This window comes from Rugamonas brunnea (assembly GCF_014042345.1).
In the GTDB taxonomy this organism is placed as follows: domain Bacteria; phylum Pseudomonadota; class Gammaproteobacteria; order Burkholderiales; family Burkholderiaceae_D; genus Rugamonas; species Rugamonas brunnea.
The window spans coordinates 244,539-269,068 of the sequence record NZ_JACEZT010000005.1 but is presented as its reverse complement, the minus strand read 5'-3'; the positions used below and the strand labels follow the sequence as shown (position 1 = coordinate 269,068).

Annotated in this window: 15 protein-coding genes; 3 read left to right on the top strand and 12 right to left on the bottom strand. The window is 66.2% G+C overall.

The genetic code is table 11. The annotated features are described in order from the left end of the window. Positions 1-42: 42 nt before the first annotated feature. From H3H37_RS10260 to H3H37_RS10230, 7 genes are all read right to left on the bottom strand, one after another. Entirely contained in the window at positions 43-333 is a 291-nt protein-coding gene (locus H3H37_RS10260; RefSeq protein WP_182162009.1) for an FmdB family zinc ribbon protein, read from the bottom strand. Between the two features lie 66 nt (positions 334-399). Continuing rightward, positions 400-996: a methyltransferase domain-containing protein gene (locus H3H37_RS10255; RefSeq protein ID WP_182162008.1), complete on the bottom strand. Its 597-nt coding sequence runs from the start codon at positions 994-996 to the stop codon at positions 400-402. A 36-nt stretch (positions 997-1,032) separates the two neighbouring features. After that, positions 1,033-2,601, bottom strand: a complete 1,569-nt coding sequence (ubiB, locus tag H3H37_RS10250; RefSeq protein WP_182162007.1) for a ubiquinone biosynthesis regulatory protein kinase UbiB — start codon at positions 2,599-2,601, stop codon at positions 1,033-1,035. Continuing rightward, entirely contained in the window at positions 2,601-3,260 is a 660-nt protein-coding gene (locus H3H37_RS10245) for a ubiquinone biosynthesis accessory factor UbiJ (RefSeq protein WP_311197443.1), read from the bottom strand. Before H3H37_RS10245 ends, ubiB begins: the two co-directional genes overlap by 1 nt. A gap of 171 nt (positions 3,261-3,431) precedes the next feature. After that, positions 3,432-4,385, bottom strand: coding sequence for a Tim44 domain-containing protein (locus tag H3H37_RS10240; protein WP_182162006.1), 954 nt, complete (start codon positions 4,383-4,385; stop codon positions 3,432-3,434). Between the two features lie 19 nt (positions 4,386-4,404). Then, on the bottom strand, positions 4,405-5,139 hold the full coding sequence (ubiE, locus tag H3H37_RS10235; protein WP_182162005.1) for a bifunctional demethylmenaquinone methyltransferase/2-methoxy-6-polyprenyl-1,4-benzoquinol methylase UbiE: 735 nt from the start codon (positions 5,137-5,139) through the stop codon (positions 4,405-4,407). 111 nt (positions 5,140-5,250) lie between these two features. Further along, complete coding sequence (locus H3H37_RS10230; RefSeq protein WP_182162004.1) at positions 5,251-5,946, bottom strand: response regulator transcription factor; 696 nt, start codon at positions 5,944-5,946, stop codon at positions 5,251-5,253. A gap of 240 nt (positions 5,947-6,186) precedes the next feature. On the opposite strand from H3H37_RS10230, the gene H3H37_RS10225 reads away from it, so the two are divergent. Continuing rightward, positions 6,187-14,823 carry an Ig-like domain-containing protein gene (locus tag H3H37_RS10225; RefSeq protein ID WP_182162003.1) on the top strand — a complete coding sequence of 2,879 codons (8,637 nt, stop codon included), beginning with the start codon at positions 6,187-6,189 and terminating at the stop codon, positions 14,821-14,823. Between the two features lie 46 nt (positions 14,824-14,869). Here H3H37_RS10225 and H3H37_RS10220 read toward each other — a convergent pair whose 3' ends face one another. Further along, complete coding sequence (locus H3H37_RS10220) at positions 14,870-16,573, bottom strand: ATP-binding response regulator (protein ID WP_220456396.1); 1,704 nt, start codon at positions 16,571-16,573, stop codon at positions 14,870-14,872. A gap of 205 nt (positions 16,574-16,778) precedes the next feature. On the opposite strand from H3H37_RS10220, the gene H3H37_RS10215 reads away from it, so the two are divergent. After that, the gene (locus H3H37_RS10215; RefSeq protein ID WP_182161999.1) at positions 16,779-16,979 is read left to right on the top strand and encodes a DUF1737 domain-containing protein; all 201 of its coding nucleotides are present in this window, start codon (positions 16,779-16,781) and stop codon (positions 16,977-16,979) included. Between the two features lie 41 nt (positions 16,980-17,020). On the opposite strand, the gene H3H37_RS10210 is transcribed toward H3H37_RS10215, so the two are convergent. From H3H37_RS10210 to H3H37_RS10195, 4 genes are all read right to left on the bottom strand, one after another. Further along, entirely contained in the window at positions 17,021-17,449 is a 429-nt protein-coding gene (locus H3H37_RS10210; RefSeq protein WP_182161997.1) for a gamma-butyrobetaine hydroxylase family protein, read from the bottom strand. Between the two features lie 14 nt (positions 17,450-17,463). Beyond that, positions 17,464-17,916: an HIT family protein gene (locus tag H3H37_RS10205; RefSeq protein ID WP_182161995.1), complete on the bottom strand. Its 453-nt coding sequence runs from the start codon at positions 17,914-17,916 to the stop codon at positions 17,464-17,466. Next, positions 17,913-21,935 (bottom strand): DUF3683 domain-containing protein, encoded by a 4,023-nt coding sequence (locus tag H3H37_RS10200; protein WP_182161993.1) that lies wholly within the window; start codon positions 21,933-21,935, stop codon positions 17,913-17,915. The genes H3H37_RS10205 and H3H37_RS10200 overlap by 4 nt, the downstream gene beginning before the upstream one ends. Before the next feature lie 223 nt (positions 21,936-22,158). Continuing rightward, positions 22,159-22,650 (bottom strand): YqaA family protein, encoded by a 492-nt coding sequence (locus tag H3H37_RS10195; RefSeq protein ID WP_182161992.1) that lies wholly within the window; start codon positions 22,648-22,650, stop codon positions 22,159-22,161. Between the two features lie 255 nt (positions 22,651-22,905). Here H3H37_RS10195 and ilvA point away from each other — a divergent pair, with 255 nt between their 5' ends. After that, positions 22,906-24,441, top strand: a complete 1,536-nt coding sequence (ilvA, locus tag H3H37_RS10190; protein ID WP_182162159.1) for a threonine ammonia-lyase, biosynthetic — start codon at positions 22,906-22,908, stop codon at positions 24,439-24,441. The last annotated feature ends 89 nt before the right edge of the window (positions 24,442-24,530 follow it).

Here is a 24,530-nt window from a genome sequence, read left to right as displayed (position 1 = left end):
GCTCTCTAGATGGAATAAGATGCCGCCAGGCGGCACTGCCGATCAATCCGCTTTGTTGCCGCTGGACGCAGGCGCAGCCGGGGCCGCCGCCGGGGTGGCGTCCGCCTTGGGCGCGGCCGGGCCGCTGGACACGCCCGTCGCTGGCGGCGTGCCGCCGCGGAAGTCCGTCGCATACCAGCCAGTCCCCTTGAGCTGGAAACCGGCGGCCGTCAGTTGTTTCTTGAACGACGACTTGCCGCAAGATGGGCAAACCGTCAGCTGCGGGTCGGAAATCTTTTGCAAGACATCCTTGGCAAAACCACATTCCTCGCAGCGGTAAGCGTAGATCGGCATCTATTACTCCGCAAAAACAATCAAAAACCCTGAATTATAAAGCTTTTTTCGCCAGCCTCGCCGGTTTCAACGGCGCCGCCATTGCAGCCAGCGTTCCTTGCCCTGGAACACGGGGATGGAATCGGCCACCTCCAGATCGGCCTCGCAGTCGAAATACGGCGCCAGCAAGGCATCCAGCCGGGCGCGCGCGATGCCGAACGGCGGGCCTTTGGGCGCGTCGTCGAAGAAAAAGAAGCCGGCCAGCAAGCCGCCCGGCGGCAGCAGCGCGGCCCAGCGGGCCGCCACGTCAGCCCAGCGTTCGCGCGGCATGGCGCACAGGAACGCTTGTTCGTAGATCAGTTGCAGCGGGCGCTCCGGCTGCCAGGTGAAGAAATCGGCCTCCACCACGCGGTCGGCCCAGCGCCCGACGGCCGCCTTGCCGGTCGCCACGGCGGCGGGCGAGAAATCGATGGCCGTCGCGTCCCAGCCGGCCTCGGACAAGAAGGCCAGTTCGTAGGCGCTGCCGCAGCCGGGGATCAGCGTGACCAGCGGCGCCGGTGCGGCGGCGACGAAATCGCGCAGCGCTTGCGGCACCCTGCCCCGGTCCCAGGGCGTGAATTGCTTGTCAAAACGCTCATCCCAGAAAGCCGGCGAGCGCGGGTCGCGTTCATGAAATTCCTGCATGGTACGGCCACCGTTCTATAAACTTAATGCATGTGTCTAGTGCAAATTATGCAAGCGCAGGTAGAGCTGGAACCCGGCCACCCCGAGCCCGAACGCGCCGGCGAAATAGACCACGAAGCTGAGCAGCCGGTTGGTGCGCTGCTGCTCGGCGATCAGCACACGCATCAGTTCCGCGTCGTTGGCGGGCGGCTCGCCGGCCTGCTCCAGCGCCCGGTGCAGCAGGCGCGGCAGTTGCGGCAGCACGTGGGTGTAGCGCGGCGCTTCGGCCTTCAGGCGCTCCAGCATGCCTTGCCAGCCCACTTGCGCCGCCATCCATTTTTCCAGGTAGGGCTTGGCCGTCTTCCACAGGTCCAGGTCCGGATCGAGCTGGCGGCCCAGGCCTTCGATGTTGAGCAGCGTCTTTTGCAGCAGCACCAGTTGCGGCTGCACTTCCACGTTGAAGCGGCGCGAGGTCTGGAACAGGCGCAGCAGGATCTGGCCGAACGAGATGTCCTTCAGCGGCCGGTCGAAGATCGGCTCGCAGCAGGCGCGCACGGCCGATTCCAGCTCGTCCACGCGGGTGTCGCGCGGCGCCCAGCCGGACTCGATGTGGGCCTCGGCCACGCGCTTGTAGTCGCGCCGGAAGAAGGCCAGGAAGTTCTGCGACAGGTAATCCTTGTCGAAATCGTTGAGCGTGCCGACGATGCCGAAGTCGAGCGCGATGTAGCGCCCGAAACTGGCCGGGTCGATCGACACCAGGATGTTACCGGGGTGCATGTCGGCGTGGAAGAAGCCGTCGCGGAACACCTGGGTGAAGAAGATTTCCACCCCGTCGCTCGACAGCTTCTTCAAGTCTACCCCGGCCGCCTCCAGCCGGTCGATCTGCGACACCGGGATGCCGCGCATGCGCTCCATCACGATCACGCTGCTGGAGCAGTAATCCCAGAACATCTCCGGCACCAGCAGCAGGCTGGAATTGGCAAAGTTGCGACGCAACTGGCTGGCGTTGGCCGCCTCGCGCATCAGGTCCAGCTCGTCGTGCAGGTATTTGTCGAACTCGGCCACCACCTCCTTCGGCTTCAAGCGCTTGCCGTCGGTCCAGATGCGCTCGATCCAGTCGGCCGCGATGTGCATCAGGGCCACGTCCTCGTCGATCGACTTCTTCATGCCGGGGCGCAGCACCTTGACGGCCACTTCCTTGCCATCCTTGAGCGTGGCGAAGTGCACCTGGGCGATCGACGCCGACGCCACCGGCGTGCGCTCGAAGGTGGAGAACAACTGGTCCGGATGGTCGCCCAGCGACTTGCGGATCTGGGCGATGGCCAGCCCGGAATCGAACGGCGGCACCCGGTCCTGCAGCTTGGACAATTCCTCCACCAGGTCGAGCGGAATCAGGTCGCGCCGGGTCGACAGCACCTGGCCGAACTTGACGAAGATGGGCCCCAGCTCCTCCAGCGCCATGCGCAGGCGCTCGCCACGGGGCGCGGAAATGTCGCGCCAGAAGATCACCGTATCGATCAGCTTGGCAATACGCGGCACTTTCAAGCCGGCGATGGCGATTTCATCGAGGCCATACTTGACCGACACCCGCAGGATCTTCAGCAGGCGTAAAAATTTCAATATCATTAATGATCCAGTGCTTGTGGCTTGGCGGCGCGGGCGGCCAGCAGTTGTTCCAGCTTGGCGATGCGCTTGGCGGCGCGCTCGACGTCATCGCGCAGGCGCGATACGCCGGACGAGAATTCCGCCACCACGGGCGGGCGCAGCAGCACGGGCCGTTCCTCGGCCAGGAATTCGGCCACGTTCTCGGCCAGCTTGCGGTGCCCGCTCTGCACGGCCGCGAACGCGGCGCGGGCGCCTGCCACCATGCGCACGGCGGCCACCGGCCCCACCACCTTCTCCAGGTCGTGCTCGGCTTCCCAGCGCAGCGACTTGCTCAGGCTGGACAGGCAGTTGGCGAACTCCGCGTCGCCCTCGATGCGCACGTAGGAAAACGCGCGCTCGCGGTTTTGCGCGATCAGCGGCAGATCGGCCAACTTGACATGGATGGTGACGCTGGCCGGCGCCTCGGCCCCGGCCACGGCCAGGTAGCCGTCGCCCGCCACGCGCAGGCGCACGGCCACGGACGGCGCATCGACGCAGGCCACGCAGGCGACCTTGCCGGCATGCGGCATCAGCTCGCTGCGCGCCCAAGGTTCCTGGGCCAGCAGATGGTTGAGGGTGGCGGCGAGCGGCGCCAGCAGCGTCGTCGCGGCGAGAGCGGGGGTGGGAATGGAAGAAGTCACGGTGGTGTCGATAGGTAGCCGCACAAAAGCAAACCGCCCGGAAAGTCGGGCGGCCTTGATCTTACCAGTTTGCGGCAGTACTGCTGCGGCGCAAACCGCAAAAACCGTTGAAAACCGGGCACGTCACACCAATAGGGCGCAAATTGTGCGACGTCCCGTATCGCAACCGGCTCAGGCCAGTTGCTGGATGCCGGCCAGCAGCCAGCCCATGCTGCCGTTGACGGGCTTGGCCAGGTTCCATACTTCATGGAACGGCTCGGCCGCCGCGCCCGGCGCGGAACGGATCATGCCGGTGAACTTGACGCTGGCCAGGTAATCCTGGTCCGATGTCTCGATGCCCAGCAGTTCGGCCTCGATGCTGACCACGTCCGTGAAATCGGCCTGCGCGCCACGCTCCGTGATCTGCATCTTCAGCTCGGCGAACACTTCCGGCGTGGTGAATTCGCGGATGTCGGCCACGTCGCCCTTGTCCCAGGCCGCTTGCAGGCGGATGAAATTGCCCTTGGCCACGCGCAGGAAGGTGGCCGTGTCGAAGTCGGCAGGCACGCCCCATGGCGTGTGCGGCGCGGCCAGCGCCGCTGCGGCGGGCTGGGCGTCAAAGGCGGCTGGCTGCAGGCGCGCGCCGATCTCCGGCGTGGCCACATTGCCCTGGCCGCCGAAGTTACCACCAACGTTACCACCCGCGTTGCCGCCGAAGTTGCCGCTGTAGGCGTTCGCCGGCACCGGCTTGGCGCCGCCGCTCAGGCCGCGCAGCATGCGGATGATGAGGAAGGCCACGCCGCCCAGCAACAGCACCGTCAGCAGCGAACCGAACATGCCGCCGCCCATGCCGAAGTGCGACATCAGCGCGCCCATGCCCAGACCCAGCAGGGCGCCGCCGACGATGCCCTTCCACGGGCTGGCCGGTTTCGGCGGCAGCGCGGCCGGCGGCGCCACGGGCGCGGGCGCCGGCGCGGCAGCCTGACGCGGGGCCGTCGGGGCCGGCGCGGGCGCCATCCGGCTCACGCTCTGCGACTGGCGCCCGAACGAGCGGCCGCCGCCCATGGGACGGGCCGTCGCTTCGGCCATCAGCGAGAGGGCGGACACGGCCAGCACAGCGCCGACCAGGATCTTCTTCATGTTCATCGCGTTCTTCAGTTTGATCTTACAGTTTGATGCCGGTGTGCAAAGCGGCCACCCCGGCCGTCAGGTTGTAGTACTGGACCCGCTCCAGCCCCGCCTCTTCCATCATCTTCTTCAGCGTTTCCTGGTCCGGGTGCATGCGGATCGATTCGGCCAGATAGCGGTAGCTCTCGGCATCGCCGGCGATCTTCTGGCCCATCCATGGCAGCACGTGGAAGGAATACAGGTCATACGGTTTCTGCAGCGGCGCCGCCACCTTGGAAAACTCCAGCACCAGCAGCTTGCCGCCCGGCTTGAGCACACGCCGCATTTCCTTCAGCGCCTGGTCCTTGTGGGTCATGTTGCGCAGACCGAAGGCGACGCTGACGCGGTCGAAGTAATTGTCCGGGAACGGCAGTTTTTCCGCGTCACACAGCATGGTGGGGGTCAGCAGGCCGCGATTCAAGAGGCGGTCGCGGCCCACGCGCAGCATGGATTCGTTGATATCGGTCAGCCACACCTCGCCCGACGGGCCGGCCTGCTTGGCGAAGGCCTTGGTCAGGTCGCCCGTGCCGCCGGCGATGTCGAGCACCTTGAAACCGGGGCGCACGCCGGCCTGGGCGATGGTGAATATCTTCCACAAGCGGTGCAGGCCACCCGACATGACGTCGTTCATCACATCGTATTTGCTGGCGACGGAGTGGAAAACCTTGGCGACTTCGTGGACTTTATCGTCTTCGGAGACGGTCTTGTAACCGAAATGGGTGGTGTTGGTCATGGTGGGCAGCCTGTTAGTGTGCCAGCATTATACAAGCGCGGGGGGCAAACGCAGCGTGGGCGGCGTCAGGCTTGCCCCATTGCGGGCGCGCGGCGGCGGTCGTCAATGCCGCTAACGTTCCATGCCCAGCTCGCCCGCCGGCATGTGGCGCGCGCCGAAGTCGTACAGCCCCACCCTGGAGTTCACACCCAGCTTGGCGTAGATCGAGGTCAGGTGGTTGCGCAGGGTGCGCTCGCCGATGTCCAGCCGCCGGGCGATGTCGGCCGTGCTGGCGCGCGGGTCGCGCACCAGTTCGGCCACCGCCAGCCGCTCCTTGCGCGTGAGGCGGGCCAGCTTTTCATGGGCCGGGTCTTCCTGCGCCTTGCTGCGAGCGATGGTTTCGAGGATGCGCACGGTAGCCAGGCGATCGACCCAGAACTCGCCGCCCCGAACTTTTTCGATGGCCTTGGCCAGCATCTCGATCGGCTCGCTCTTGCACAGCAAGCCGTTGGCGCCGGCCAGCACGGCCTCGTCGGCCAGGGTGGACACGCGCGAACTGCTGATGGCCAGCACCTTGCCCCGGAAGCCGGGCAGCAGCTCGCCGATCAGCGCCAGCGGGTTGGCGCCGTCCAGGTCGTACAGCACCACGTCCGCGCCGTGGCCGCGCAGGTGCGCGCGCGCCTCGGCCACCGTGGCCACGCTGCCGGTCAATTCCAGCGCCGGCTGGCGCGTCCCGATCAACTGCGCCAGGCCCCAGGCCGTGATCGGCAAGTCGCAAATCAGCAACACGCGGATCGGTTTACCCTGCTCACTAGGTGCGCTCGGCATGGGCCTGCCCTCCGCCGTCGCGCCCCATGGCGCCCTCCTCCTGCCTGAGCCTGTCTTGCATGCCGCCTCCCATGATGTTTGTCATAGTTTTATCACAGGAATTTACGGAGTGCTACTAGAAAAAAGAGCGCTTTCTCCCATGCGCAACTTTCAACTTGCGCGTCCAATACATGGTACTGAGAAATAAAACTTTCCATTTCGCAATTTCATCACCCCATCCACAGTGAGAGCAGGAAGATCATGGCCCCGACCCGCACCGTCTTTATCGATTCCGCCCTGTCCGATTCCGCATCGCTCGCGGCACAATACGACACCAGCCTGTTCAACGTCGTCCTGCTCGACGGCGCCACGCCCGGCCCGCAGCAGATCCAGGACTGGATGAGCGCGCACAACGTGGCGGCGGCCGACATCAACGTGGTGTCGGCCAGCGCCAGCCTGACCGGCCTGTTCACGCCGCGCGTGGTGTTCGTCGACCCCGGTGTGGCCGACTACCAGAGCATCGTGGCCAACACGCCGGCCAACGCCACCATCGTGGTGCTGGACCCGGCCAAGGACGGCGTGCAGCAAATCCATGACTTCCTGGCTCACAACACGGGCCTGGTGGCGGCGATCGACATCGTCACCAACCTGGCCAGCGTGGACGTGGTGTCGCACGGCAGCCCCGGCGAAATCCACCTCGGCTCGACCGTGCTCAACACCGACACCATGGCCGCCTACAGCGCCACGCTGGCCGACATCGGCAGCCACCTGACGGCCGGCGCCGACATCCTGCTGTATGGCTGCGACGTGGCGGCCGGCAGCACGGGCCAGCAGTTCATCACCAGCCTGGCCGCCGCCACCGGTGCCGACGTGGCCGCCTCCACCGACCTGACGGGCGCGGCCGCCGCCGGCGGCGACTGGGTGCTCGAAGCGAGCACCGGCACCATCGAAACGGCCGCCATCGCCGACACGGCCTACACCGGCACGCTGGACGCCGCCACCGCCGTGACGGCCTTCACCATCTCGGCCGACAGCGGCACCTCCGCCACCGACTTCGTCACCAACGTGGCTTCGCAGACCGTCAGCGGCAGCTTCACGGCCAGCACCAACAATGCGCAAGCGCCGACCGTGTACGTGTCCACCGACGGCAGCGGCGCGACCCGCACGGCGGCCACCGTCAGCTACACCGACAACGCCGGCAGCGGCACCTTCTCGGCCACCGTCACCCTGGCGGCCGGCGCCGGCAAGAGCATCCAGTTCTGGGGCGCGGCCACCGGCAACAACCCGCTCGGTTCGACCCACACCTACACGCTCGACACGACGGCGCCCGCCACCACCATCAACACGCTGTCGTTCAGCAACGACAGCGGTTCCAGCGCCAGCGACTTCAACACCAACGTGGCCGGCCAGACCATCTCCGGCACACTGAGCGCGGCCACGGCCACGGGCGAAGTGGTCAAAATCTCGCTCGACAACGGCGCCAGCTGGCAGACAGCCAGCAACACGATCGGCAGCACTGCGTTCAGCCTGTCCGGCGTAACGCTCAGCGCCAGCAACACGCTCAAGGTCCAGGTGGAAGACGCGGCCGGCAACGCCGGACCTGCCCACACCCAGGCCTATGTGCTCGACACGGCCGCCCCGGCCGCCGGCACGCTGGCGTTCACCGGCCTGACCGACAGCGGCGCGCCCGGCGACGGCATCACCAACGACAACAGCTTCGGCCTGTCTTTGACGGGCAACGAGGCCGGCGCCGACGTGGTGTTGCAAGTGTCCACCGACGGCGGCGCGCACTGGGCCACGACCAGCGCCACCCAGAGCGCCCTGGCCGACGGCAGCTACCAGTTCCGCGCCCAGGTGACGGATACGGCAGGCAACAGCGCCACTACCTCCGCCATCAGCGTCACCATCGACACCGTGGCGCCGGGCGCGCCCGTCATCACCACCTTTGCCGACAACAGCGGCGCCACCTCGGACACCATCAGCAACGACAACACGCCCACCCTCACGGTGACGGCGCAAGCCGATACCACCGTCAGCATCTACCAGGACGGTGCGCTGGTGGGCACGGCCACCCAGACGGCGCTCCACAGCGGCGTCTACACCTACACATCGGCCACGCTGGCCGACGGCAGCTACAACTTCACGGCCAAGGCCAGCGACGCGGCCGGCAACGCCAGCGCGGCATCGGCCGCGCAACAGGTCAAAGTGGACACCACCGCCGACGCGGGCGGCGACCTGGCCGTCCACGTCAGCGACAGCCTGGTGAACAATGCGGAAAAAGGCGCCGTGGCCTACACCGTGTCGGGCCTGGACGCGGATGCCAGCGCCACCGTCACCTTCAGCGACGGCAGCCACACCGTCACGGCCAGCGGCACCAGCGGCACGGTCGACCTGTCCACGCTGAACGATGGCGCCATCGCCGTCACCGTCGCGGCGACCGATGCGGCCGACAACCACGCGACCGGCGCGGGCACCTCCACCACGCTCGACACCACGGCCGATGCGGGTACGGACCTGGCCGTCCACGTCGCCAGCAGCCTGGTTGGTAACGCAGGCAAAGGCGCCGTCGCCTACACGGTGTCCGGTCTTGACGCGGATGCCACGGCTACCGTCACGTTCAGCGATGGCACGCATAGCGTCACCGGTAGCAATGGCACCGCCGATCTTTCCACCCTGACGGACGGAGCGATCACCGTCACCGTCGCTGCCACGGATACGGCCGGCAACCACGCCAATGGCAATGGCGCCGCCACCACGCTCGACACCACCGCCGACGCAGGCAACGATCTGGCCGTCCACGTCGCCGACAGCCTGGTGAACAATGCCGAGAAAGGCAGCGTGGCCTACACCGTGTCCGGCCTCGACGCCGACGCCACGGCCACCGTCACGTTCAGCGACGGCACCCACAGCGTCACCGGCAACAACGGCACCGCCGACCTTTCCACCCTGGCCGATGGCGCGATCACTGTCACCGTCGCCGCTACCGACACGGCAGGCAACCACGCCGACGGCGCTGGCGCAGCCACCACACTCGATACCACCGCCGATGCCGGTGGCGATCTGGCCGTTCATGTCGCCGACAGCCTGGTGAACAATGCCGAAAAGGGTGCAGTGGCATACACCGTGTCCGGCCTCGACGCCGACGCCACGGCCACCGTCACATTCAGCGATGGCACCCACAGCGTCTCCGGCAGCAACGGCACCGCCGACCTTTCCACCCTGGCCGATGGCGCGATCACTGTCACCGTCACCGCCGCCGATACGGCCGGCAACCACGCCAACGGCGCTGGCGCGACCACAACGCTCGATACCACCGCCGATGCAGGCAACGATCTGGCCGTTCACGTGGCAGACAGCCTGGTGAACAATGCCGAGAAAGGCAGCGTGGCCTACACCGTGTCCGGCCTCGACGCGGATGCCACGGCCACCGTCACCTTCAGCGATGGCACCCACAGCGTCACCGGCAACAACGGCAGCGCCGACCTGTCCACCCTGACCGATGGCGCAATCGCCATCACCGTCGCTGCTACCGACACGGCAGGTAACCACGCCGACGGTGCAGGCGCCGCCACCACGCTTGACACCACTGCCGACGCAGGCAACGATCTGGCCGTCCACGTGGCAGACAGCCTGGTGAACAATGCCGAGAAAGGTGCGGTTGCCTACACGGTGTCCGGTCTTGACGCGGATGCCACGGCCACGGTTACGTTCAGCGATGGCACGCACAGCGTCACCGGCAGCAACGGCACCGCCAACCTTTCCACCCTGAGCGATGGCGCGATCACCGTCACCGTCGCCGCTACCGACACAGCAGGCAACCACGCCGACGGCGCTGGCGCAGCCACCACACTCGATACCACCGCCGATGCCGGTGGCGATCTGATCGTTCATGTCGCCGACAGCCTGGTGAACAATGCCGAGAAGGGTGCAGTGGCATACACCGTGTCCGGTCTTGACGCGGATGCCACGGCCACAGTTACGTTCAGCGACGGCACGCACAGCGTCACCGGAAGCAACGGCACCGCCGACCTCTCCGCCCTGACCGATGGCGCGATCACCATCACCGTCGCCGCTACCGACACGGCAGGTAACCACGCCGACGGCGCTGGCGCAGCCACCACGCTCGACACCACCGCCGATGCCGGTGGCGATCTGGCCGTTCACGTGGCCGACAGCCTTGTGAACAATGCCGAGAAAGGCAGCGTGGCCTACACCGTGTCCGGCATCGACGCCGACGCCACGGCCACCGTCACATTCAGCGATGGCACCCACAGCGTAACCGGCAACAACGGCAGCGCCAACCTTTCGACCCTGACCGATGGCGCGATCACCGTCACCGTCGCTGCCACCGACACAGCAGGCAACCACGCCGACGGCACTAGCGCCGCCACCACGCTCGACACCACCGCCGACGCAGGCAACGATCTCGCCGTTCATGTCGCCGACAGTCTGGTGAACAATGCCGAGAAAGGCGCAGTGGCTTACACCCTGTCCGGCCTCGATGCGGATGCCACCGCCACCGTCACGTTCAGCGACGGCACGCACAGCGTCACCGGCAACAACGGCACCGCCGACCTCTCCGCCCTGACCGATGGCGCAATCACTGTCACTGTTGCCGCGACAGATACGGCAGGCAACCACGCCGACGGCACTGGCGCCGCCACCACGCTCGACACCACCGCCGACGCAGGCAACGATCTGGCCGTTCATGTGGCAGACAGCCTGGTGAACAACGCCGAGAAAGGCAGCGTGGCCTACACCGTGTCCGGCCTGGACGCAGACGCCACTGCCACCGTCACGTTCAGCGACGGCACCCACAGCGTCACCGGCAACAACGGCAGCGCCGACCTGTCCACCCTGACCGACGGCGCGATCACCATCACCATCGCCGCTACCGACACGGCAGGTAACCACGCCGACGGCGCTGGAGCAGCCACCACGCTCGACACCACCGCCGATGCCGGTGGCGATCTGGCCGTTCACGTGGCCGACAGCCTTGTGAATAATGCCGAGAAAGGTGCAGTGGCATACACCGTGTCCGGTCTTGACGCGGATGCCACCGCCACCGTCACGTTCAGCGATGGCACCCACAGCGTCACCGGCAATAACGGCGCCGCCGATCTTTCCACACTGACCGATGGCGCGATCACCGTCACGGTAGCCGCGACGGATACGGCAGGCAACCACGCCGACGGCACTGGCGCCGCCACCACGCTCGACACCACCGCCGACGCAGGCAACGATCTGGCCGTCCACGTGGCAGACAGCCTGGTGAACAATGCCGAGAAAGGCAGCGTGGCGTACACCGTGTCCGGCCTCGATGCGGATGCCACCGCCACCGTCACGTTCAGTGATGGAACGCACAGCGTCACCGGCAGCAACGGCAGCGCCAACCTTTCGACCCTGACCGATGGCGCGATCACTGTCACCGTCGCCGCCACCGACACAGCAGGCAACAATGCCAACGGCGCTGGCGCAGCCACCACGCTCGACACCACCGCCGATGCTGGTAACGATCTGGCCGTTCACGTTAGCGACAGCCTGGTGAACAACGCCGAGAAAGGTGCGGTGGCATACACGGTGGCCGGCCTTGACGACGACGCCACTGCCACCGTCACGTTCAGCGACGGTACGCACTCCATCACGGGCAGCAACGGCACCGCCGACCTTTCCACGCTGAGCGATGGAGCGATCACTGTCACCGTCGCAGCCACGGATACGGCCGGCAACCACGCCAACGGCGCTGGCGCGACCACTACGCTCGACACCACTGCCGACACAGGCAGCGATCTGGCTGTTCACGTGGCAGACAGTCTGGTGAACAATGCCGAGAAAGGGAGCGTGGCCTACACCGTGTCCGGCCTCGACGCCGACGCCACGGCCACCGTCACCTTCAGCGACGGCACGCACAGCGTCACCGGCAGCAACGGCACCGCCAACCTTTCCACCCTGAGCGATGGCGCGATCACTGTCACCGTCGCCGCTACCGACACGGCAGGCAACCACGCCGACGGCGCTGGCGCAGCCACCACACTCGATACTACCGCCGATGCCGGTGGCGATCTGATCGTTCATGTCGCCGACAGCCTGGTGAACAATGCCGAGAAGGGTGCAGTGGCATACACCGTGTCCGGTCTTGACGCGGATGCCACGGCCATAGTTACGTTCAGCGACGGCACCCACAGCGTCACCGGAAGCAACGGCACCGCCGACCTCTCCGCCCTGACCGATGGCGCGATCACCATCACCGTCGCCGCTACCGACACGGCAGGTAACCATGCCGACGGCGCTGGCGCCGCCACCACGCTCGACACCACCGCCGACGCAGGCAACGATCTGGCCGTTCACGTCGCAGACAGCCTGGTGAACAATGCCGAAAAAGGCAGCGTGGCTTACACCTTGTCCGGCCTCGACGCGGACGCCACGGCCACCGTCACGTTCAGCGATGGCACCCGCAGCATCACCGGCAATAACGGCACCGCAGACCTGTCCACACTGACCGATGGCGCAATCACCATCACCGTCGCTGCCACCGACACAGCGGGCAACCACGCCGACGGCACTGGCGCCGCCACCACGCTCGACACCACCGCCGACGCAGGCAGCGATCTGGCCGTCCACGTGAGCGACAGCCTGGTGAACGATGCCGAGAAAGGCGCAGTGGCTTACACCGTTTCCGGCCTTGATGCCGACGCCTCGGCGGTCGTCACGTTCAGCGATGGCACCCACAGCGTCACCGGCAACAACGGCAGCGCCGACCTGTCCACCCTGACCGACGGCGCGATCACCGTCACCATCGCCGCCACCGACACGGCAGGCAACCATGCCGACGGCGCTGGCGCCGCCACCACGCTCGACACCACCGCCGACGCAGGCAACGATCTGGCCGTCCACGTCGCCGACAGCCTGGTGAACAATGCCGAGAAAGGCAGCGTGGCGTACACCGTGTCCGGCCTCGACGCCGACGCCTCGGCTGTCGTCACGTTCAGCGACGGCACCCACAGCGTCACCGGCAGCAATGGCAGCGCCAACCTGTCATCGCTAACAAATGGCGCGATCACTGTCAGCGTCGCCGCCACCGACACGGCCGGCAACCACGCCAACGGTGCTGGTGCGAGCACCACGCTCGACACCACCGCCGATGCCGGTGGCGATCTGGCCGTACACGTGGCAGCAGCACTGGTGGGGAATGCCGGTAAAGGAGCCGTGGCTTACACGGTATCCGGCCTCGACACCGACGCCACCGCCACCGTCACCTTCAGCGACGGCACCCACAGCGTCACCGGCAGCGATGGCCTGGTCGACCTGTCAACCCTGCTCGATGGCCCCATCGCCATCGCCATCGCCGTGACCGACGTGGCGGGCAACCACGCCAGCGGCACGGGCGCCAGCACCACGCTCGACACCAGCGCCGACGTGGGCGCCGACCTGGCAGTAACCGTCTCCGACCACGCCATCAACAACGCGGAAAAAGGCGCCGTGGCCTACACGGTACTGGGGCTGGATGCCGATGCCCACGCCACCGTCACCTTCAGCGACGGCACCCACAGCGTGCTGGGCGCGAACGGCATGGCCGATCTGAGCTCGCTCAGCGACGGCCCCATCTCCGTCGCCATCAGCGCCAACGACCTGGCCGGCAATGCGGCAGCCGGCACTGGCACCAGCCTGGGGCTCGACACGCACGGCCCCGCGTTCAGCTCGGCCAACAGCGCCACCATCGCGGAGAACTCGGGCGCCGCCCAAGTGGTCTACACGGCCGCCGCCAGCGACGCGCACGCCATCACCTACAGCCTGCTCGCCAACAACAACGATGACGCGGCCGCCTTCACCATCGCCGCCAACGGCGCCGTCACGCTAACCGCCAATCCCGACTTCGAAACCAAGAGCAGCTACCATTTCACCGTGCAGGCGACGGACAGCTTCGGCAACGCCACCCAGCAAGCCGTCACGCTGGGCGTCACCGACGTCAACGAGGCGCCCACCGCTTCGCCCGTCAGCCTGACGACCATCGAGAACGCCGTCATCACCACCTCGCTCATTAACGCGGCCAGCGATGTGGATGCGGGCGACACGCTGACCTTCGCGCTCGGCTCAAGCACCGTCGCGCTGTCCTGGAGTTCGGCCTCGACCTCGCAATCGCTGATCAATCCGATCACCCACGCGGCCGTCAGCCTGTCCACCCTGTCGGCGCAGGCAACACTGTCGGCCGATGGCAGCACGCTGACCATCACCACCCCGGCGGAACTGGACTGGATGACCACCGGCCAGGCCATCCAGGCCACGCTCAACTACACGGTGACCGACCACGGCGGCCTGTCGGGCACGGACAGCATCGCGCTGCTGATCAACGGTTCCACGGCCGACAAGGGCGTCAACCTGGTGGGCGGCAATGGCAACGATACCTTGTCCGGCAACACCACCAACAACGCCGAGGACGTGCTGCAAGGCGGCAACGGCAACGACACCCTGAGCGGCTACGGCGGCACCGACGCGCTGTACGGCGGCAATGGCGACGACAAGCTGTCCGGCGGCGCCGGCATCGACTACCTGTACGGCGACCTCGGCAACGACACGCTCGACGGCGGCACGGAAGGCGATTACCTGTTCGGCGGCAAGGGCAACGACATCCTGACCGGCGGCGGCGGGGCCGACAAGTTCGTGTTCGAACCGCAGTTCGGCAACGACCGCATCACGGACTTCCACCTGGCCGAAGGCGACAAACTGTATTTCGCCGACATCCTGCCCTCATCCATGACGGCCGACGCCTTTGTGGCCAAGTATGTGACCGATACCGGCAACGATCTGCTGATCAGTCTGCCCGGCGGTTCCATCGTGCTGGTCGGCGTGGCCAGCGTGAGCGGGCTGGCGGCTGCCATCAACTTCGGCATGCCGTCGTAACCGCAACCAGCGCCGGGCGCGCCAGCCTGGGCGCATCACGGGCCAGCTAGTGGTAATGCCCGGCCAGGCTGGCCACCAGCGCCAGCAATTCGGCCGGGTCCACCGGCTTGGACAGGTGGGCCTGGAAGCCCGCCTGCAGGCTGCGCACCCGGTCCTCGGCGCGCGCGAACGCGCTCAGCGCCACCACGGGCCGCGTGTCGCCGTGCGCGCGCAGGGCGGCGATAAAGTCGTAGCCATCGCGGCCCGGCATGCCGATGTCGCAGATGACCACGTGCGGGTTGTCCGCCGCCACGGCGGCCAGCGCCTCGTCCACCGAGGCGGCGCACGCGGGCCGGGCATGCTGCTGTTCGAACAGTTGCTGCAGCACGCCGCGCGCATCGGGCTCGTCATCCACCACCAGCACCCGCAAGCCGTCCAGCATGGGCAAGGCCGCCGGCGCCCCGATCCGTTCGCCGGCCCTGGCCCGCACGGCGCGCGCCTCGGCATCGTTGCGGGCCCGGATCGGCAGGCTGATGCAGAAGGTGGTGCCCTGCCCCGCGCCGGCGCTGCTGACGCTGATGTGGCCGCCATGCAGTTCGATCAAATTCCTGGCCACGGCCAGCCCCACACCCAGCCCGCCATGCCGGCGCCGGGTGGACGAATCGGCCTGGCTGAAACGCTCGAACACGAACGGCAGGAAGTCCTCGGGGATGCCTTCGCCCGTGTCGGCGATGGTGAGCACCATGTAGTTGCCGACCTGCTCAAGCTGCAGGCTGATGCGGCCATCCTTGGGCGTGAACTTGACGGCGTTGGTCAGCAAATTCCACAGCACTTGTTGCAGGCGGGCCGGGTCGCCGCTGACCAGGGGCGCGGCCGGGTCGGCCACGCACTCCAGCGCGATGTTCTTCGATTCGGCCGCCGGCATGATCGATTCCACGGCCGCGCTGATCACGGTGGCCAGCTCCACCGGCTGCATGTCGAGCCGGATCTTGCCCGAGGCGATGGACGACAGGTCCAGCAGTTCATCGATGAGCCGGGTTTGCAGGCGCACGTTGCGGTCGATCACCTCGATGCCCTTGCGCACGATGGCCGCATCCTCGCAGTTGCTGTCGAGGATCTGGGTCCAGCCGAAAATGGAGTTGAGCGGCGTGCGCAGTTCGTGCGACAGCGTGAGCAGAAATTCATCCTTCATCAGGCTCACGCGCTCGGCCTCCTTGCGGCCGGCCCGCTCCTTGACGAGCAACTCGTTGACTTCGCGCTGGGCGGCCAGCACTTCGGCCGTGCGCTCGGCCACGCGCAGTTCCAGGCTTTCGTTCAGGGCCACCAGGGCCGTCTCGACCCGCTTGCGCTCGGCCAGTTCACGCTCGCGGTCCTGCAAGGCCTGGTTGAGCTGGTGCATGCTGGGGATCAGCAAGGCCTTGGGGACGAGCGGCCACAGCAAAATAGCGGTGACGACGGACGCGGCGGCCGTGGCCGCCTTGAGCAGGGCGTCGAGCCAGTAATCGGGGTGCCAGATGGTCCAGACGGCCAGGAAATGGGTGGTGCCGCAAGCGAAAATGAAAATCGAAAAGCAGACGAAAATCCACGAGAACTGCAGGTCGCTGCGCTTGCGCACGAAATACAGCATGGCCACGGGGATCGTGAAATACGCCAGTCCGATCATCGTATCGGACACCACATAGGTCCACAGCAAGTCGGGCGTCCACAAATAACAATGCCCGTGCGGCATAAAGCCGTCTTCGCTGAACGTCTTCGCCAAAAAGCCCAACATGTGCCGTCTCCGCCTCGTCATTGCCCGCCCGATTGCGCCTTACGCCGTTGCTGCGAATACAGATTGTACTGATTTGTTACGCGAAAAACCTTGATTCGGGCAATCGTGTCACACGACGGTCGCCTGCCTGCTTTATCATGGACAAACAAGCAAACATGCGCGAACGACAAGCCGCGCGATTACACCAACACTGGAGGAAGAAGTCATGACCCAAGCCGCGTTGCCACCGAACGACCTGCCCATCTACCGCCTGCTGACGGGGCCGGACGATTCCGCGTTCTGCCGCCGCGTGAGCGAAGCGCTGGCGCTCGGCTACCAGCTGCACGGCTCGCCGGCGGCCACCTTCAACGGCAAGCAAGTGATCGTGTGCCAGGCCATCGTGTGGCCGGGGGCGGCAGCACGCTGAGCAATCGAAAAAAAAGGCAGCGCCAGGCGCTGCCGTTGGGGTCAGTGGCGGCCACCGCAGCCGTGCGATGGGGGTGCCGATGTGGCCAACTTGGCGCCGGGCTCGCGGCCGCTGTCGCCTTCGAATCCGGCCGCCTGCAGACGGGCCAGGTAGTCGGCCCACAGCTGTTGCTGGTCGCGGCCCAGCTTGTACAGGTAATCCCAGCTGTACAAGCCCGTATTGTGGCCGTCCGTGAAGGTCGGCTGGACCGCGTAGTTGCCCACCGGGTCCAGCGCGGCGATGCCCACCTCGCGCTTGCCAACCTGCAGCACTTCCTGGCCCGCGCCGTGGCCGCGCACTTCGGCCGACGGCGAATACACGCGCAGCAGTTCAAAGGGAATCGTGAAGCTGGCGCCATCGTCGAAGCTCACGTCGAGCATGCGCGATTTGTTGTGCACCGTGAGGCCGGTCGGCAGTGGTGTGTTGCTCATGGTTGTCCTCCCGTTCAACCGCCCAGGCGGGCGACGATGTCGGCATGCAGCTGCGGCAGCAGCGCGCGGCGCGCGGCCAGCACGTCCGGCAGCGAGCTGCGCTGGGGCGCGGCCCAGGTCGGATTGGGGAAATGGGCGTCGTCCAGGTAGCGCGGGATCACGTGCCAGTGCACGTGCGGCGTCATGTTGCCGAAGCTGGCCAGGTTGATCTTTTCCGGCGTCATGATTTCACGCTGGGCCAGTTCGACCTGCCACACCACGTCCATGATCCAGTGCCGCTCGCGCGGCAACAGGTCGCTCAGTTCCTTCACATGGCTGTTCCAGATCACGCGGCAGTAGCCCGGATACTCGGGCTCGTCCACGGCGATCACCGAGACCTGGGCATCGCGCCAGATCAGCGTGCCGGCCGGCGCCGTGCCGTCGTCCAGCGCGGCGTTCAGCTTGCACAGGTCGCAGTTGCCCGTCATACCAGCACCCTCTCAATGCCGCCATCGTTGGCGCGCTTGACGTAGTCGGGCATCCAGTTCTCGCCCAGCAGGTGGCGCGCGATCTCGACCACGATGTAGTCGGCCGTCGTGCCCGAGTCGTCATTGTAGCGCGACAGACCTTGCAGGCAGGCCGGGCAGCTGGTGAGGATCTTGACGTCGCCGCCGAAGCCGTCGGCGCGCAGCTTGTCGGCGCCCTTGACCATCTCCTCCTCCTTGCGGAAGCGCACCTGGGTCGAGATGTCGGGACGGGCCACAGCCAGCGTGCCGGACTCGCCGCAGCAGCGGTCGTTCTTCTCGATCTTCACGTGGTCGGCCGTTTCGATCAGCGCGTTGACGGTCTTGCTCGACTCCTGCAGCTTCATCGGGTTGTGGCAAGGCTCGTGGTACATGTAGCGCGTGCCCGTCACACCGTCCAGCTTGACCTGTTTTTCCAGCAGATATTCGTGGATGTCCATGATGCGGCAGCCGGGGAAGATCTTCTCGAACTCGTAGGTGGCCAGCTGGTCGTAGCAGGTGCCGCACGACACCAGCACGGTCTTGATGTCCAGATAGTTAAGCGTGTTGGCCATGCGGTGGAACAGCACGCGGTTATCCGTCATCATCTTCTCGGCCTTGTCGTACTCGCCGCTGCCGCGCTGCGGGTAGCCGCAGCACAGATAGCCCGGCGGCAGCACGGTCTGCACGCCCACTTCCCACAGCATGGCCTGGGTGGCCAGGCCCACTTGCGAGAACAGGCGCTCGGAACCGCAGCCGGGGAAGTAGAACACGGCTTCCGTGTCGGCCGTGGTCTTCTTCGGATCGCGGATGATGGGGACGAACTTGTTGTCCTCGATGTCGAGCAGCGCGCGGGCCGACTTCTTGGGCAGGTTGCCCGGCATCTTCTTGTTGACGAAGTGGATCACCTGCTCGCGCACGGGCGCCTTGCCGACGGTCGGCGGCGGCGCCTTGGTCTGCTTCTTGGCGAACTTGGACAGCAGGTCGTGACCCAGGCGCTGCGCCTTGTAGCCCCAGCCTATCATGGCCGTGCGGGTGGCGTTGATGGTGGCCGGGTCGGTCGCGTTCAGGAAGAACATGCCGGCGGCCTTGCCCGGATTGAAGCTCTTCTTGTCCATCTTGCGCAGCAGGTTGCGCATGTTCATCGACACGTCGCCGAAGTCGATGTTGACCGGGCACGGCGTGACGCACTTGTGGCAGACCGTGCAGTGATCGGCCACGTCCTCGAATTCCTCCCAGTGCTTGACGGAGATGCCGCGCCGCGTCTGTTCCTCGTACAGGAACGCTTCCACCAGCGACGAGGTGGCCAGGATCTTGTCGCGCGGCGAGTACAGCAGGTTGGCGCGCGGCACGTGGGTCGAGCACACGGGCTTGCACTTGCCGCAGCGCAGGCAGTCCTTGACGCTGTTGGCGATGGCGCCGATGTCGCTCTGCTGCATGATCAGCGATTCGTGGCCCATCAGGCCGAACGAAGGCGTGTAGGCGTTGCGCAGGTCGGCGCCCATGCCTTCCAGGTTCAGCAGCTTGCCCTTGTTGAAGCGGCCTTCGGGGTCGATGCGCAGCTTGTAGTCGCGGAATTCACCGATCTCGTCGTCGGTGAGGAATTCCAGCTTGGTGATGCCGATGCCGTGCTCGCCCGAGATCACGCCGTTCAGCGAACGGGCCAGCTTCATGATGCGGGCCACGGCGTGGTGCGCATCCTGCAGCATTTCGTAGTGGTCCGAATTGACGGGCAGGTTGGTGTGCACGTTGCCGTCGCCGGCGTGCATGTGCAGCGCCACGAACACGCGTCCGCGCAGCACACGCTTGTGGATGGCCGTCGCCTCGTCGAGGATCAGCTTGAACGCGGCGCCGTTGAAGATCTGGCGCAACTGGGCGCGGATTTCCTGCTTCCACGAGATGCGGATGGTGCGGTCCTGCACCACGTCGAACAACGTGGCGTTGGGCTGGTCCTGCAGGCGCTGCGCCAGCACGGGCGCCAGCTGCTCAAGGCCCAGCGCGGCCAGATGTTCCAGGGCGGCGGCCAGCGGCTGGTCCAGCTCTTTCAGCAGATAGGTCCAGCGCGCCGTCACCTGCTCCAGCAGGGCGGTCGCCTGCTGGGCGCGGTCGCCCAGCATTTCGGCATCCGTCACGCGGTCGTCGGTGGCGTCGTCGCTCTTGCCCACCGGCAGATTGCCGGCCGCGATGAAGGCGGCCAGCTCGCCGGCCAGTTCCAGCTTGTTCTTGATCGACAGCTCGATGTTGATGCGCTCGATGCCGTCCGTGTACTCGCCCATGCGGTTGAGCGGGATCACCACGTCCTCGTTGATCTTGAAGGCGTTGGTGTGCTTGGCGATGGCGGCCGTGCGGGCGCGGTCCAGCCAGAATTTCTTGCGCGCTTCCGGGCTCACGGCCACGAAGCCTTCACCGACGCGGGTGTTGGCCAGGCGCACCACTTCCGAAGCGGCCAGCGCCACCGCGTTCTCGTCGTCGCCCACGATGTCGCCGAACAGCGCCATCTTCGGCAGCACGCCGCGCTTGGACTTGGTGGAGTAGCCGACGGCGCGCAGGTAGCGCTCGTCCAGGTGCTCCAGGCCGGCCAGGCGGATGGTGCGGAACTGTTCGCCCTTGGCCGGCAAGCCGTCCAGGTAATCCTTGATCTCCACGATCGACGGGATGGCGTCGCGCGCCTGGCCGAAGAATTCCAGGCACACGGTGCGCGCGTGCTTGGGCATCTTGTGCAGGATCCAGCGGGCCGACGTGATCAGGCCGTCGCAGCCTTCCTTCTGGATGCCGGGCAGGCCAGCCAGGAATTTGTCGGTGACGTCCTTGCCCAGGCCTTCCTTGCGGAACTTGCGGCCGGGGATTTCCAGCATCTCGGTCTTGAACGGCTGGCCCTTGGCTTCGCCGCGGCCGTTCGGATGGGTCCATTCGAGCTTGAACTTGGCCACCGGCGCGTCGTGGATCTTGGACAGGTTGTGCTCGATACGGGTCACTTCCAGCCAGTCGCCGTTCGGGTCGACCATGCGCCACGAAGCCAGGTTGTCGAGCGCCGTGCCCCACAGCACGGCCTTCTTGCCGCCCGCGTTCATGGCGATGTTGCCGCCGATGCACGATGCGTGGGCCGAGGTGGGGTCGACGGCGAACACGAAGCCGGCCTTCTCGGCCGCTTCCGACACCTTGTTGGTGATCACGCCGGCGCCCGTGTAGATGGTCGCGTATTCGTGGTCCAGGCCGGGCAGTACCTTCATTTCCACGGCGCCCATGTTGAGCAGCTTTTCCGTGTTGATGACGGCCGACATCGGCGTCAGCGGAATCGCGCCGCCCGTGTAGCCGGTGCCGCCGCCGCGCGGGATGATGGTCAGCCCCAGCTCGATGCAACCCTTGACCAGGCCGGCCATCTCGTCTTCCGTGTCGGGCGTCAGCACCACGAACGGGTATTCGACGCGCCAGTCGGTGGCGTCGGTCACGTGGGCCACGCGCGACATGCCGTCGAACTTGATGTTGTGTTTTTCCGTGTAGCGGCCCAGCACCTTGGTGGCGCGCTTGCGCAGATCCCAGGTCTGGCGGAATTCCTCACCGAAGTCGGCCACGGCCTTGCTGGCCGCCTTCAGCAGCAGCTCCACGCTGGCGCTGCGGCGGCGGGCCACGTCGGCCGCCTCGCCCGCTTCCGTGGTGTCGACCTGCAGGCGGCGCTTGTCCACCTCGGCCAGACGGTGATGCAGGGCGTCGATCAGTTCCTGGCGCCGCTTGGGGTTGTCCAGCATGTCATCCTGCAGGTAGGGATTGCGCCGTACCACCCAGATATCGCCCAGCACCTCGTACAGCATGCGGGCCGAACGGCCCGTCTGGCGCGCGCCGCGCAGCTCGTCCAGCAGGCCCCACGACTCTTCGCCCAGCAACCGGATGACGATTTCGCGATCGGAAAACGACGTGTAGTTGTAGGGGATTTCGCGCAGCCGGGTGGGCGCGGGACCATGGGGCGTTTCGGCTAACAAAGCTTGGAGTTGTGCTGGGGCATTCATTGAATTTGGACGTGTAAACTGAACCCGGGAGGGTCATTCTAGCGTATTGCGCCGCACCATGCCGGAACAGCCTTAGCGCCGCTAAGGACTATTCGTGACGTGCGATGCCGAAATTAATTTGCAAAACGACGGGATCGTTGGCACGTTTGCGCAAACTGCAACTACGTGAACAAATATTATTCCGCCTTCACCATTGTTTGCGAAATGACGTTTGCCGCCAAAATCAAGCCAGCAAGGCGCCGATCCGGTGCCACCAGCCGTCAGGGACGTACAACAAGGCCGTCGTCATGCAAATATACCGCGCCAGCTTGCCGGCCGCCATATAGCCGACGCTGGGCCAGAACGGCAGGCGCAGCCAGCCCGCCAGCGTGCACAGCGGATCGCCCACGCCGGGCAGCCACGACAGCAGCATGGTCTTGGCGCCATAGCGCTCCAGCCAGTGGAACCAGCGGCTCTCGCGCTCGGCGGCGAAGGTCTCCTTGGCCTGGTAGCCCATCCAGTAATCGACCACGCCGCCCAGCGTGTTGCCCAGCGTGGCCACCAGCACCACGGGCACGAACAGCGCGCCGTTGGCCTTGATGACGGCGAACACGGCCGGCTCCGACCCCAGCGGCAGCAAGGTGGCGGAAACAAAACTAACCAGGAACACGGAGGTGAGCCCCACTTCGGGCGCGGCCAGCACGTGCAGCAGCCAGGCGATGGCGGAAGCGATCATCGTGATTTTGAAGTTGGCGAAAGGTGTCCATTATAATTAAGCTCACCCGTTCAGCAGTACCAAGGAACAGTCCGGTTTCACGCCCACCCGCGCCACGCCGGCACAATGCCGCCCCCGGCCACCAGCCGGAAGTGTAGTGCGTCGCAATTATTGGCATCAATAACCGCGAGGCCCTGCACGCCGTGACAAGTCTTTGCATCGACCGCACCGGACTGGCATCCCCAGCCTGGCCCAGAATCATTTTGTTTGCAGACTATGACTATCGACTACCTGAAGAAGATCCTGACCGCCCGCGTCTATGACGTCGCCGCCGAAACCCCGCTGGAACTGGCGCCCACGCTGTCGCAGCGTTACGCCAATCGAATTTATTTCAAGCGCGAGGACATGCAGAGCGTGTTCAGCTTCAAGATTCGGGGCGCCTACAACAAGATGGCCCACCTGAGCGACGCGCAGCGCAAGCGCGGCGTCATTTGCGCCTCGGCAGGCAACCACGCCCAGGGCGTGGCGCTGTCGGCCGCGCGCATGGGTTGCCGGGCCGTGATCGTGATGCCGACCACCACCCCGCTGGTGAAGGTCGACGCCGTCAAGGCGCGCGGCGGTGCGGACGTGGAAGTGGTGCTGCACGGCGAGTCGTACACGGACGCCTACAACCACGCGCTGCAACTGGAAAAAGAACAGAAACTGACCTTCGTGCACCCGTTCGACGATCCCGAAGTGATCGCCGGCCAGGGCACCATCGGCATGGAGATCCTGCGCCAGCACGCCGGCCCCATCCACGCCATCTTCGTGCCCATCGGCGGCGGCGGCCTGATCGCCGGCATCGCCGCCTACGTCAAGCAGATCCGTCCCGACATCAAGATCATCGGCGTGCAAAGCCTGGACTCGGACGCCATGGCGCGCAGCCTGAAGGCGGGCGAGCGCGTCACGCTGGCCGACGTCGGCCTGTTCGCCGACGGCACGGCCGTGCGCCTGGCCGGCGAGGAAACCTTCCGCCTGTGCCAGCAGTTCGTGGACGACGTGATCCTGGTCGACACGGACGCCATCTGCGCCGCCATCAAGGACGTGTTCACGGACACGCGCAGCATTCTCGAGCCATCGGGCGCACTGGCCATCGCCGGCGCCAAGGCCTACGTCGAGCGCGCCGCGCTGACCAAGGACCCGGTCGAGAACGCCACCCTGATCACCGTGGCCAGCGGCGCCAACATGAACTTCGACCGGCTGCGCTTCGTGGCCGAGCGCGCCGAGCTGGGTGAAGCGCGCGAAGCCGTGTTCGCCGTGACGATGCCGGAGCAGCGCGGCAGCTTCAAGCGCTTCTGCTCGCTGATCGGCCCGCGCAACGTGACCGAGTTCAACTACCGCATCAGCGACCAGGACCAGGCCCACGTGTTCGTCGGCATCCAGATCGCCGACCGCGGCGAGTCCGGCGCCGTGGCCCGCAAGTTCGAGCAGAACGACTTCCGCACGCTGGACTTGACGCATGACGAGCTGGCCAAGGCCCACATCCGCCACCTGGTCGGCGGCAAGAGCACGCTGGCGCAGGACGAGATCCTGTACCGCTTCGAGTTCCCCGAGCGTCCGGGCGCGCTGATGCGCTTCCTCGACAGCATGGCGCCGAACTGGAACATCTCGCTGTGCCACTACCGCAGCCAGGGCGGCGACGTGGGCCGCATCCTGATCGGTCTGCAAGTGCCGCCCGAGGAAATGGGCGAGTTCTCGCGCTTCCTCACCACGCTGGGCTACCGCTACTGGGACGAGACGGCCAACCCGGTCTACAAGCTGTTCCTGGGCTGATGCCCTCGGGGGACGCCGGCGCGCGTCCCCCGCCCTCCCTTTCGGCGCGGCCGCCGCCGATGCGCTACCATGCGCCTTTGCACTTCGAT